The sequence below is a fragment of the Streptomyces sp. bgisy159 genome (genome assembly GCF_965341775.1).
Classification (GTDB): Bacteria; Actinomycetota; Actinomycetes; order Streptomycetales; family Streptomycetaceae; genus Streptomyces.
Genome location: NZ_CBDQZH010000036.1, coordinates 39,922 through 51,980, shown reverse-complemented (window position 1 = coordinate 51,980; position 12,059 = coordinate 39,922). Strand labels below are relative to the sequence as shown.

General features: G+C 72.3%; 13 protein-coding genes. 5 read left to right on the top strand and 8 right to left on the bottom strand.

Features of this window, described 5'->3' with window-relative positions:
* Nucleotides 1-5 precede the first annotated feature (5 nt).
* The 3 genes from ACSLTV_RS27555 to ACSLTV_RS27545 form a co-directional block, all read right to left on the bottom strand.
* Nucleotides 6-1,004, bottom strand: a complete 999-nt coding sequence (locus ACSLTV_RS27555; RefSeq protein WP_432138280.1) for a hypothetical protein — start codon at nt 1,002-1,004, stop codon at nt 6-8.
* 146 nt (nt 1,005-1,150) lie between these two features.
* The gene (locus ACSLTV_RS27550; RefSeq protein WP_432138279.1) at nt 1,151-1,618 is read right to left on the bottom strand and encodes a GNAT family N-acetyltransferase; all 468 of its coding nucleotides are present in this window, start codon (nt 1,616-1,618) and stop codon (nt 1,151-1,153) included.
* Between the two features lie 2 nt (nt 1,619-1,620).
* Nucleotides 1,621-2,394: an IclR family transcriptional regulator gene (locus tag ACSLTV_RS27545; RefSeq protein ID WP_432138278.1), complete on the bottom strand. Its 774-nt coding sequence runs from the start codon at nt 2,392-2,394 to the stop codon at nt 1,621-1,623.
* Between the two features lie 138 nt (nt 2,395-2,532).
* On the opposite strand from ACSLTV_RS27545, the gene ACSLTV_RS27540 reads away from it, so the two are divergent.
* The 5 genes from ACSLTV_RS27540 (at nt 2,533) to ACSLTV_RS27520 (ending at nt 7,252) form a co-directional block, all read left to right on the top strand.
* On the top strand, nt 2,533-4,062 hold the full coding sequence (locus ACSLTV_RS27540) for an aldehyde dehydrogenase (NADP(+)) (protein WP_432138277.1): 1,530 nt from the start codon (nt 2,533-2,535) through the stop codon (nt 4,060-4,062).
* Between the two features lie 45 nt (nt 4,063-4,107).
* Nucleotides 4,108-4,716, top strand: a complete 609-nt coding sequence (locus ACSLTV_RS27535) for a DUF1349 domain-containing protein (protein ID WP_432138276.1) — start codon at nt 4,108-4,110, stop codon at nt 4,714-4,716.
* Between the two features lie 56 nt (nt 4,717-4,772).
* Entirely contained in the window at nt 4,773-5,297 is a 525-nt protein-coding gene (locus ACSLTV_RS27530) for an N-acetyltransferase family protein (RefSeq protein WP_435613062.1), read from the top strand.
* Nucleotides 5,298-5,371: 74 nt separating this feature from the next.
* Nucleotides 5,372-6,088 carry a DsbA family oxidoreductase gene (locus ACSLTV_RS27525; protein ID WP_435613061.1) on the top strand — a complete coding sequence of 239 codons (717 nt, stop codon included), beginning with the start codon at nt 5,372-5,374 and terminating at the stop codon, nt 6,086-6,088.
* Nucleotides 6,089-6,187: 99 nt separating this feature from the next.
* Nucleotides 6,188-7,252, top strand: coding sequence for an aminotransferase class V-fold PLP-dependent enzyme (locus ACSLTV_RS27520; RefSeq protein WP_432138273.1), 1,065 nt, complete (start codon nt 6,188-6,190; stop codon nt 7,250-7,252).
* 65 nt (nt 7,253-7,317) lie between these two features.
* Here ACSLTV_RS27520 and thpD read toward each other — a convergent pair whose 3' ends face one another.
* The 5 genes from thpD to ACSLTV_RS27495 all read right to left on the bottom strand — a co-directional run bounded on the left by thpD (nt 7,318) and on the right by ACSLTV_RS27495 (nt 11,883).
* Complete coding sequence (gene thpD / locus ACSLTV_RS27515) at nt 7,318-8,196, bottom strand: ectoine hydroxylase (RefSeq protein WP_432138300.1); 879 nt, start codon at nt 8,194-8,196, stop codon at nt 7,318-7,320.
* Between the two features lie 15 nt (nt 8,197-8,211).
* Nucleotides 8,212-8,616 carry an ectoine synthase gene (locus tag ACSLTV_RS27510; RefSeq protein WP_432138272.1) on the bottom strand — a complete coding sequence of 135 codons (405 nt, stop codon included), beginning with the start codon at nt 8,614-8,616 and terminating at the stop codon, nt 8,212-8,214.
* A gap of 41 nt (nt 8,617-8,657) precedes the next feature.
* Complete coding sequence (gene ectB / locus ACSLTV_RS27505; RefSeq protein WP_432138271.1) at nt 8,658-9,929, bottom strand: diaminobutyrate--2-oxoglutarate transaminase; 1,272 nt, start codon at nt 9,927-9,929, stop codon at nt 8,658-8,660.
* 14 nt (nt 9,930-9,943) lie between these two features.
* Nucleotides 9,944-10,462, bottom strand: coding sequence for a diaminobutyrate acetyltransferase (gene ectA, locus ACSLTV_RS27500; protein ID WP_432138270.1), 519 nt, complete (start codon nt 10,460-10,462; stop codon nt 9,944-9,946).
* Between the two features lie 320 nt (nt 10,463-10,782).
* Nucleotides 10,783-11,883: a pyridoxal-phosphate-dependent aminotransferase family protein gene (locus ACSLTV_RS27495; protein WP_432138269.1), complete on the bottom strand. Its 1,101-nt coding sequence runs from the start codon at nt 11,881-11,883 to the stop codon at nt 10,783-10,785.
* Nucleotides 11,884-12,059 lie beyond the last annotated feature (176 nt).

The following is a 12,059-nucleotide window of genomic DNA, read 5'->3' as shown; positions in this document are numbered from 1 at the left end:
GCGGTTCACCGGCCGCGGTCCGCCGACCGCGCGGTGAGCAGACCGACGCCGAGCCGGGCCACGAGAACCCCGGTGACCATCTCGGCCGCGTGCACGAGGTCCATCCACCCCGTGGGCCGGTCGGCGGCGTCCTGGACGCCCGGTAGCGAGGCCAGCACCAGCCAGCCCGCCCAGCAGGTGGTGGCCGCGGAGCCGACCCAGGTGAGCGCGAGGGGCACCTTCACCGGGAGGAGGGAGGCGCGGCGCAGGACCGGCAGGCAGGCACCGGCGACGGCCGCGAGGAGGAACAGCAGGTAGACGGTCTCCATGGTGCGGAACGTGCTCGTACGGTCGTCGGCCAGGCCCTCGGCGAGGCCGGCCGTGCCGCCGCTCGCCCACAGGACGTGGGCGGTCAGGGGGAGCAGGGCGACGGCGGCGGCGAGCCCGGCCGGTCGCCGGTGGGCGCGGCCGGACACGGCCGGCGGCAGGTCCCGCACCCGGCCCCGCCACAGGTGTCCCCAGCGTTGCCGGGCGTACCCCGTGAACAGCGTGCCCAGGGCGAGCCCCTGCAGGATGAAGGCGCCGTAGACCACCCCGAACACCCAGGGGTCCAGGAACGGTTCCCGTCCCTCGCCGTGCGTGGCGGTCGTCCCGCCGAGCGCCCCGACGACCAGGAGCACCGGGTACCCCGCCATGATCGGGGCGAGCAGTCCGGTGGCCACCCAGGCGGGGAACACCGGCAGCCACGCGGGTGTCCGCACTCCCCAGGGCCGGGTGAACATCAGCGCCAGCACGATCACGGCGGCGTCCATGGCCACGGTGACACCGTTGGCGACCGCCATCGTGGCCCGGTGCTCCAGCAGCGGACTGCCGTCCGGGATGCCGATCCGGCTCCCCGCGATCCACGCGGTCTTCAGGCCGAGATACGGCACGCAGGCGGCGACGGCGACGGCGCGCAGGAAACGGCGGGTCCGGTCGGACGCGGCGGCGGGTGCCACCGGCCGGGGGGCGAGTGACTGCGTCATGCCCCCACACTCCCGCGCGGCCCGCTCACGCCGCCTCCTGCCCGCCGGTGATTTCTCTCCGCCGCGCGGGGGAGGGCTGGTCCTCCGGTCGTCTCCCGCCGCACGGGGGAAGGGCTCGGCCTCCGGCCGTCCCGGGGGCGGCCGGCTCAGCCCTCCAGGACGAGCACCGTCTCCTCGATCTCCGTGCCGCGCGCCTGCGCGAAGCCGTGCGCCCGCGCCGTCTCCCGGAAGCCGCACTTGTCCAGCACCCGCAGGGAGCCGGAGTTGTCGGCCGCCGCGCGCGCGTACAGCGGGCGTTCGGGGACCTCGGCGAGCAGGGCGCGCAGGGCGGCCGTGGCGATACCGCGCCCCCAGTAGGCGCGGTCGACCCAGAAGGCGACCTCGCGCTCACCCGGTTCGCCGTACACGGACGCGTTGCCGACGACATCGCCGTCGGCCAGCACCGTCCGCACCAGTGCGATCGACCTGTTGTGGCGCCAGTACGCGTCGAAGGCCTCCCGGTCGGAGGGGTCCTTCGGGGTGAAGGCGGCCATCCGCAGCGCCTCGGGGTCGTTCATCTGCCGGTAGAAGACCGGCAGATCGCTGTCGTGGACCTCGCGCAGGGTGATCTGCATGCTCAGAGCCTACGCGTCGCCAGTGTCAGCCGGTCGCGGGCGTCGAACAGGGCGTCCTTGACCATCTGCTCGTGCGCCGGGGTCAGCCGTGCCACCGGAACCGAGCAGCTGATGGCGTCGCGGGCCGGGGTGCGGTAGGGGATCGCCGTGCCGAAGCAGCGCAGACCGAGGGTGTTCTCCTCGCGGTCGACGGCGAAGCCCTGCTCGCGGACCTGGCGCAGCTCCTCGATGAGCTGCTCGCGGTCGGTGATGGTGTTCTCGGTGAGCGCCGGCAGCGTCTCGGGGAGCATCTTGCGCACCTGCTCGTCGCTGTAGGTGGCGAGGATCGCCTTGCCGAGCGAGGTGGAGTGGGCGGGCAGCCGGCGGCCGACCCGGGTGAAGGGGCGCAGGTAGTGCTGGGACTGGCGGGTGGCGAGATAGACGACGTTGGTGCCGTCCAGCCGGGCCAGGTGGATCGTCTCGGTGGTGTCGTCGGAGAGCCGGTCCAGCGTGGGCCGGGCGGCCGCGACCACCTCGTCGCCGTCGATGTAGGAGGTGCCGACCAGCAGCGCCCGCACCCCGATGCCGTACCGCGTCCCGGTCGCGTCGGTCTCCACCCAGCCCAGCTCCACCAGGGTGCGCAGCAGCATGTAGAGGCTGGACTTCGGATACCCGACGGCCTCCTGGACCGCCGCGAGGGAGTGCATACCGGGGCGTCCGGCGAAGTATTCGAGCAGCTCGACCGTCCGTACCGCGGACTTGACCTGCGCACCGCCCCCCGTCTCGCCAGCCGACATCGCCTGTGACCCCTTCGTTCGACGAGAAGCTGAAGTTATAGTCTCCAACAGCACATTCACCATCAGGGACAGTGTTCAGTATATCGAACAGATACAGGCCCTGGTGGGTGACCCGGATACACGTGGAGGGAACCCGCGGTGGCAGCAGCACCAGTCTGGAGTGTCGACCCCCGAACCGGGAAGCAGCGGGAACAGGTCGCGGTCGAGGCCACCGCCCAGGAGGTGGACGACGCCGTCCGGGCCGCGCACGACGCGCGCGGCCCGCTGGCCGACCGCACCGTTCGCGCGGCCTTCCTGCGCGCCGCCGCCGACGCCCTGGAGGCGGCCCGGGACGGCCTGGTGGAGACCGCCGACGCCGAGACCGCGCTCGGTCCCGTCCGGCTGACCGGCGAGCTCGCCCGCACCTGCTACCAGCTGCGGGCCTTCGCGGACATCGTCGACGAGGGCGCCTTCCTCGACGTGGTCATCGACCACCCCGACGACACCGCCACCCCGCCGGTCCCCGACCTGCGCCGCTACAAGGTGCCGCTCGGCGTCGTCGCCGTCTACTCGGCGTCCAACTTCCCCTTCGCCTTCTCCGTCGCCGGCGGCGACACCGCGAGCGCGCTGGCGGCCGGCTGCCCGGTCGTGGTCAAGGCGCACCCCGACCATCCGGGGCTGTCCGAGCTGGTCGCGAAGGTGCTGCGGCGGGCCGCCGCCGAGCACGGCGTCCCCGAGGGCGTGGTCGGGCTGGTGCACGGCTTCGACGCCGGTCTCGAACTGATCCGGCACCCGCTGGTCGCCGCGGCCGGCTTCACCGGGTCGGTCAAGGGCGGCCGGGCGCTGTTCGACGCCGCCGCCGCCCGCCCGGTGCCGATCCCCTTCCACGGCGAGCTGGGCTCGCTCAACCCGGTGGTGGTCACCGAGGCCGCCGCCGCCGAGCGGGCCGAGGCCATCGGGACCGGCCTCGCCGGTTCGATGACCCTCGGCGTCGGCCAGTTCTGCGTCAAGCCCGGCCTGGTCCTGGTGCCGTCCGGCGCGGCCGGCGACGGCCTGCTCAAGTCGCTCACCGACGCGGTCAGCGACACCGACGCGGGCGTCCTCCTCGACCACCGCATGCGGGACAACTTCGTCGCCGGTGTCGCCGAGCGCGCGGGCCTGGACGGCGTGGAGTCGCCGGTGACGCCGGGGGCGGGCGGCGAGCACACCGTGAGCGCCGGCTTCCTGACCGTGCCGGCCGCCCGGCTGGCCGAGGAGGGCGAGCACGACCTGCTGCTGGAGGAGTGCTTCGGACCGGTCACCGTCGTCGTCCGCTACGAGGACGAGACCGAGGTCAAGGCCGTGCTGTCACGCCTGCCGGGCAACCTCACGGCGACCGTGCAGCTCTCCGAGGAGGAGGCGGCCGGCGAGGGGCGGGGCGCGGAACTCCTGACCGAGCTGACGCCGCTGGCCGGCCGGGTCCTGGTGAACGGCTGGCCGACCGGCGTGGCCGTGGCACCCGCCCAGCACCACGGCGGTCCGTACCCGGCGACCACGTCGACGTCCACCTCCGTCGGCGGCACGGCCGTCGAGCGGTGGCTGCGGCCGGTCGTCTACCAGAACGCCCCGCAGGCGCTGCTGCCCGCCGAACTGCGCGACGAGAACGAGCTGGGGCTGCCCCGCCGCTTCAACGGCCGCCTGGAACGCTGAACTCCCCGGGCCCGCACGGAAGGAAAGAGCTGGGAGACTGGCGCGATGGACGTCGAGATTCCTGAACTCCCGTTCCCGCTGCGTACGTACGGGCCCGACGGCCACTGGAGCTACGAGGACGGTGTGCTCAGCGGCTGGGCCGGGGCGCGCCAGGACCGGTTCGTGCCGCCCACCGGTGAGGCGCTGGACCCCGCATCCGACGCGCCCCGGCTGCTCGGGGCGCCCGAGGGCGACTTCCAGCTGATCGCCCGGGTCACCGTGGGCTTCAACGCCTCGTTCGACGCGGGTGTGCTCTACGTCCACGTCGGCGACCGGGCCTGGGCCAAGCTGTGCCTGGAGTACTCCCCGGATGTGCCCACCGTCTGCACGGTGGTCACCCGGGGCCACTCCGACGACGCCAACTCCTTCACCGTGGACGGCAGCTCGGTGTGGCTGCGGGTCAGCCGGACCGGCCGGGCGTTCGCCTTCCACGCCTCCCGGGACGGCCGGCGCTGGGTGTTCGTCCGGCTGTTCACCCTCGGCGACGAGAAGGAGACGGGCGCCGCCCTGGTGGGCTTCCTGTCGCAGTCGCCGATGGGGGAGGGCTGCGTGGTCACCTACGACCACATCGAGTTCCGCGGCGCCTGGCCGGACGACCTGCGCGACGGCCGCTGACCCGGTACGGGGACCGGTACCGGAACCGGTGCCCGGCCCGGCACGTCTTCGACGGCATGATCAACGACCCCGCGGCCGGCGACCCCGCGGCCGGCGACCACGCGACCGGAGTCCGGGTGATCCGCACCGCCCTAGTGGCGGAGGCGGACGCCCTCGCGGCACTGCACCGGCGCGCGCGGTCGACGTACTACCCGGACGGCCTCCCGGACGACGGCATCGACTGGCCCGCCGCCTGGCGCACCGCCCTGCGGCGCCCCGACGGACAGGTGCTGTGCGCCGTCGAGGACGGCCGGCTCGCCGCGCTGGCCTCCTTCCGCACCCCCGAGGGGGCGGGCCCGGAGACGGTCAAGCTGTACCAGTTCCACGTCGACCCCGACCACTGGCGCTCCGGTATCGGTACGGCCCTGCACGCGGCCTGCGTGGAGCAGTGGCGGGCCGAGGGACGGCACACCGCCGTGCTCGACGTGCACGCCGGCAACCGGGGCGCGCAGGCCTTCTACAGCCGGATGGGCTGGGCCGGCCCGCCGCCGCGCGGTGGCGAGCACCACATCGGGCTGCGGTTCTCCGTGCCCCGGGAATGACCCCGGCTGCTTGAACGTTCATCCACTCGGCGGAGGGAGTCTCCGTCACCGTACGAGCTGGAGAGAGCCGAGACATGCGCGTCGAGATCTGGAGCGACATCGCCTGCCCGTGGTGCTACGTGGGCAAGGCCCGCTTCGAGAAGGCGCTCGCGGCCTTCCCGCACCGCGACCGGGTCGAGGTGGTGCACCGCTCCTTCGAGCTGGACCCGGGCCGCGCCAAGGACGACGTCCAGCCCGTGCTCACCATGCTCAGCAGGAAGTACGGCATGAGCGAGGCGCAGGCCCAGGCCGGCGAGGACAACCTCGGCGCCCAGGCCGCCGCCGAGGGCCTGGCCTACCGCACCCGCGGCCGTGACCACGGCAACACCTTCGACCTGCACCGACTGCTGCGCTTCGCCAAGGAGCAGGGCCGTCAGGACGAGCTGATCCAGCTTCTGTACCGGGCCAACTTCGCCGAGGAGCGCTCCCTGTTCACCGAGGGCGACGAGCGGATCGTCGAGCTGGCCGCCGAGGCGGGCCTGGACGCCGACGCCGCCCGCGCGGTGCTCGCCGACCCGGAACGCTACGCCGACGAGGTCCGCGCCGACGAGCGCGAGGCCGCGCAGCTCGGCGCGACCGGTGTGCCCTTCTTCGTCCTCGACCGCGCCTACGGCGTCTCCGGCGCCCAGCCCGCCGAGGTCTTCAGCCAGGCCCTCACCCAGGCGTGGGGCGACCGGTCGCCGCTCACCGTGATCGACCAGGACGACGCGCAGGCCTGCGGGGCCGACGGCTGCGCCGTACCGCAGCACTGAGCGAAAGCGCAGGTCACCGGGCTCGTATAAGCACTGCTTAGATGATCCGGGCAAAAAATCGCAATGGACTGACAGATGCTCGGGGCTCACAGTGGAGCCATGGAGACCACGGAGAGCTTCGAGAGTCTTGTCCGCGCCGAGTTCGCCCCGAAGAGCACCTTCCTGAACACCGCGAGCAACGGCCTGCTGCCGGCCCGCACCGTAGCCGCCCTGCACGAGGCGGCGCTGCTGCGGGCCGAGGGCCGGCCGGCGGGCCCGCTGTACGACGAGGTGGAGCGCTGCCGGGCCGCCTACGCCCGGCTGGCCGGGGTACCGGCCGGACGGGTCGCCCTGGGGTCCTCGGTCGCCGCGCACACCGGTCTGATCGCCGCCTCGCTGCCGTCCGGAGCCGAGGTCCTCACCGTGGAGGGCGACTTCACCTCCGTGCTCAACCCGTTCCACGTCCGCGGCGATCTCAAGGTCCGCGCGGTCCCGCTGGAGCGGCTCGCCGAGTCGGTGCGCCCCGGCACGGCGCTCGTCGCGGTGAGCGCCACCCAGTCCGCCGACGGCCGCAACGCCGATCTGACCGCCCTGCGCGAGGCGGCCCGCGCCCACGGTGCCCGCACCTACGTCGACTACTCGCAGTCGGCCGGCTGGCTGCCGATGGACTCCGCCGCCGAGCACGACTTCACGGCCTCGGTCTCGTACAAGTGGCTGCTCGGCCCGCACGGCGCCGCGTTCCTCGTCGTCCCCGAGGACTTCGGCGGGCTGACGCCGCTGCTGGCCGGCTGGGTCGCGGGCGAGGTCCCCTGGGACAGCTGCTACGGCCCGGTCACCGACCTCGCCCGGTCCGCACGGCGCTTCGACCTCTCCCCGTCGCTGTTCGCCCACGCCGGGCTGCGGACCTCGCTGGAACTCCTGGAGGAGCTGGGCGTGGCCGCCGTGCACGCCCACGACCTGGCCCTCGCCGACCGGTTCCGCGCGGGGCTGGCCGGTCTCGGCCACGAGCCGGTGCCGGCGCCGGGTTCGGCGATCGTCTCCGTGCCGGGGCTCGGCCACCGCCAGCCGGAGCTGAGCGAGGCGGGCATCGAGGTCTCCGACCGGGCGGGCAACCTGCGTGCGTCCTTCCACCTCTACAACACGGCCGCCGACGTGGACCGCCTGCTGGACGTGCTCTCCGGCTGAACGGACGGCGGCGGGCCGGGGCCCCCGTCCCACGGGAAGGCCCCGGCCCGCCGGTCCGCCGCCGGCTACCGCACGGGCGTGAAGTCCCGGGCGCCGATGAACTCCGGGCGGCGGATGGGCGCCGCGAACGGCTCCACCGCGGCGTTCTCCACGCTGTTGAACACGATGAACACGTTGCTGCGCGGGAACGGCGTGATGTTGTCGCCGGAGCCGTGCATGGCGTTGCAGTCGAACCAGGTCGCCGACCCGGCCCGGCCGGTGAACAGCCGGATGCCGTACTGGCTCGCCATCGCCGTCAGCGCCTCGTCCGAGGGCGTGCCCGCGTCCTGCATCTGCAGCGACTTCTTGTAATTGTCCTCGGGCGTGGCACCGGCGCAGCCCAGGAACGTCCTGTGCGAGCCGGGCATGATCATCAGCCCGCCGTTGGTGTCGTAGTTCTCGGTCAGCGCGATCGAGACGGACACCGTCCGCATGTTCGGCAGGCCGTCCTCGGCGTGCCAGGTCTCGAAGTCCGAGTGCCAGTAGAAGCCACTGGCACCGAACCCGGGCTTGACGTTGATCCGCGACTGGTGGACGTACACGTCCGAGCCGAGGATCTGCCGGGCCCGCCCGACGACCCGCTCGTCGCGCACCAGGTTCGCGAACACCTCGCTGATCCGGTGCACCTCGAAGACCGAGCGGATCTCCTTGGACTTCGGCTCGATGATGGAGCGCTCGTTCGCCCGGATCTCCGGGTCGGCGACGAGCCGCTCCAGCTCGCGCCGGTAGACGGCGACCTCGTCGTCCGTGATGAGCTGGTCGATGGCGAGGAAGCCGTCACGCTCGTAGGACTGCAGGTCGGTCGTGGTAATCGGCCCGGGCGCGTCCGGAGCGCCCCACACGACCGGGTCCTGGCGGGGAACCGACACTTCGGTGGCGCCACGGCTGGGGTACAGGTCGGTCATCGTCGTCACGATGTCTCACACCTCCTCGGGCTCGGTGAGCAGCGGGTACACGCCGTTCTCGTCGTGGTCCTCCCGGCCGGTGACCGGCGGGTTGAACACGCAGAGGCAGCGGAAGTCCTCCTTGACGCGCAGCGTGTGCCGCTCGTGCCCGTCGAGGAGGTACATGGTGCCGGGAGTGATGGAGTACGTCGTCCCGGTCTCGTGGTCGGTGAGTTCGGCCTCGCCCTCGACGCACACCACGGCCTCGACGTGGTTGGCGTACCACATGGACGTCTCGGTGCCGGCGTAGAGGATCGTCTCGTGCAGGGAGAAACCGACTCTCTCCTTGGCGAGGACGATGCGTTTGCTCTCCCAGGTGCCGGACGCCGCTTTCACGTGCCGGTCGGTGCCTTCGATGTCCTTGAACGAACGGACGATCACGGTGGTGCGATGCCTCCTAGGTGGTGACGGTCTCAGGCGTGTCAGGCGGTCTCACGGACGGCCCGGGCGAGAACGCTCAGGCCCTCGTCCAGCTCGTCCGCGGTGACGGTCAGGGCGGGCAGCAGCTTGACCACCTCGCTCTGCGGGCCGGACGTCTCGATGAGCAGGCCCAGGTCGAAGGCGCGCCGCGCCACCCGGTCGGCGCGCGCCTTGTCGTGGAACTCCAGGCCCCACACCAGCCCGCGGCCGCGGTACTCCTTGATGTCGGCGAGGTTCTCCTCGCAGATCGCGATGAGCGCCTGCTCGACCTGCTCGCCGCGCTCCCGGGTCTGCTTCTCCATCGCCGAGCCGTCGGCCCAGTACGTCTCCAGCGCGGCGGTGGCGGTGACGAACGCGGGGTTGTTGCCGCGGAAGGTGCCGTTGTGCTCGCCCGGCTCCCACAGGTCCAGCTCGGGCTTGAACAGGCACAGCGACATCGGCAGGCCGTAGCCGCTGATGGACTTGGAGACGGTCACGATGTCGGGGACGATGCCGGCCTCCTCGAAGGAGAAGAAGGCCCCGGTGCGTCCGCATCCCATCTGGATGTCGTCGACGATCAGCAGCATGTCCTGCCGCTCGCACAGTTCCTTGAGCGCGCGCAGCCATTCGGGCCGGGCGACGTTGATGCCGCCCTCGCCCTGCACGGTCTCCACGATCACCGCGGCCGGCTTGTTCAGACCGGAGCCCTGGTCCTCCAGCAGCCGCTCGAACCACAGGAAGTCCGGCACCTGGCCGTCGAGGTAGTTGTCGAACGGCATCGGGGTGCCGTGCACCAGCGGGATGCCGGCGCCGGCCCGCTTGAAGGCGTTGCCGGTGACGGCGAGGGAGCCCAGCGACATGCCGTGGAAGGCGTTGGTGAAGGAGACGATCGCCTCCCGGCCCTTCGCCTTGCGGGCCAGCTTGAGCGCGGACTCCACGGCGTTGGTGCCCGTCGGGCCGGGGAACATGACCTTGTAGGGCAGGTCACGCGGGCGCAGCACCAGGTCCTGGAAGGTCTGCAGGAAGGACCGTTTGGCGGTGGTGGACATGTCCAGGCCGTGGGTGACGCCGTCCCGGGACAGGTAGTCGATCAGCGCCCGTTTCAGCACGGGGTTGTTGTGGCCGTAGTTGAGGGAGCCGGCGCCGGCGAAGAAGTCGAGGTAGGCGTGTCCGTCCTCGTCGTACATCCGGCTGCCCTGGGCGCGGTCGAAGACGGCGGGCCAGCCGCGGCAGTAGCTGCGCACCTCGGACTCCAGGGTCTCGAAGACGCTCAGATCGGGCTGGGTGATGGTCACGACGAAATCGCTCCTCAATGCGACTGGGGGGTCAACGGGCCGATGCGATACAGGACTTCGGGGTCGTGCGGTCCGTCCGGGAACAGTTCGGTGCCGAACAGGACCTCGCGGGTGACCAGCGCGCCGTGGCGGGCGGCGAAGGAGGTGAACAGCCGCTCGGAGGCGGTGTTGCCGGGCGTGATGGTGGTCTCCACCGAGTCGATGCCCCGCTCGGCGGCGAGCCGTGCGACCAGCCCGTCCAGCAGGGCACCGGCCAGTCCCCGGCCGCGTTGCGCGGCGTCGACGGCCACCTGCCAGACGAGCAGGGTGCGCGGGGCGTCCGGCCGAAGGAACCCGGTGACGAAGCCGACGGGCCGCCCGCCGTCCTCCTCGCGGGCCACCGCAGAGGTGCCGGCGAAGTCCCGGCACCACAGCAGATAGCTGTACGAAGAGTTCAGGTCGAGCTTTCCGGATTCCTTGGCGATGCGCCACAGGTCGGCTCCGTCCGTCACCGACGGACGGTCAATGCGCAGGTCTGCTTGTGCGGCAGTCATGCGAATTGAATTTACCGAGAGAAATTCTGAATTGCACGGCCACGTGCTCTTACATGCTGGGCCGGTCTGTGTTATCACGCGTGCGTGGGGGAGTGCGCGGACGGCGGCGATATCCCGATATGCACGGGACAAAAGGTGCGAAGCGGACGCAATGTGGAACGCGTCACATAGTTGAAACAACCATGGGATGCGTCCGGAACGCGTCGATCCGCGTTCCTCAAATCTTAGTGTTTAGCCTCGGCGAAAGCGGGCAGAAGAAAACGGGGAGCTACCCGCCTGAATAATTACGGAATTGCATCGAATTATAGGCGGAGGATTAATTACCGCCAAGCGTTCTCGGCGGCCCGCAGCGCCCCCGGCACATCGACGTCCCGCCCCCGTTCCGCCAGGGCTGCGCCCAGCGCCGTCAGCGCGGCGCGCACCGCCCCCGGGGTGGCGTCCGGACCGTAGTGGTTGACCCGGACCATCTCCTCCGCGAGCGCCCCGCCCCCGGCGGCCACCGGCAGCGCGGGATCCGCCGCCAGCGCCCGGGCCACCAGCTCCGCGGCCGGCGCCCCGGCCGGGGCGCGCAGCGTGGTGGCCACCGGCGCCGCCTCCGCCGCCTCGCGCACGTACGGCTCCAGCCCGCCACCCAGCGCCACCGCGCCCGCCCGGGTGGCCGCCGCGGCGGACGCGTGCCGGGCCGTCACCGCGGCCAGGCCCGCCCGCTCGACGCGCTCCAGGCACGCCTCCAGCGCCAGCATCTCCCACTGCGCCGGCGCGTGCGGCAGCACCGCGCGCCCCCGGTCGATCCAGCGCTCCTTCCAGTCCAGCAGCGACAGATAGGAGCGGCGCGGGGCGTGCGGATTCGCCGCCATCCGCGCCCAGGCCCGCTCGCTCACCGAGACCGCCGACACCCCTGCCGGGCCGCCCAGCGCCTTCTGTGCCCCGATCACGCACAGGTCCACGCCCCACGCGTCCGGCTCCACCGGCTCGGCCCCCACCGACGCCACCGCGTCCAGGTAGAGCAGCGCACCGTGCTCCCGTGCGACCGAGCCGATCTCCGCCGCCGGGTTGGTGTTGCCGGTCGCCGCCTCCGCGTGCACCAGTGACACGAAGTCGATCTCCGGGTGCTCGGCGAACGCCTGCCGGACCTGCGCGGCCTTCACCGCCGTGTGGAAGGGCACCGCGAGGTCGATCACGGTGGCGCCGCAGTCGCGCAGCCAGTGGCCGAACGTCTGCCCGTAGGGGCCGGTGATCACGTTCAGCGCGGTCGTGCCCGGCCCGGCGGCCGCGCGGATCGCCCCCTCCAGCGGCAGCAGCGCCTCCCCCTGGGTGATCAGCACGTCCTGCCGGGTGCCGAGCAGCCGGGCCACCCGGTCCTCGATCGAGGCGAAGCGGGCGGCGTCCAGCGGGGCCGGGTCCAGGAAGGGGTGGGTCACGGCGGGGCTCTCCTCACGCGTACGAGCGGCGGTCCATCGAGCGTAGGGCCTCCCGTGGACGCCCCCGGGCCCGGCGCGGCCGGGCCCGGGAGCTCCCCGCGGCTCCACACTTCTCAGGTCGGCTGGGTCTCTACTTCTTAGGTCGGGTGGGTCTCTGGCCATCGGTTTGGTTTGAG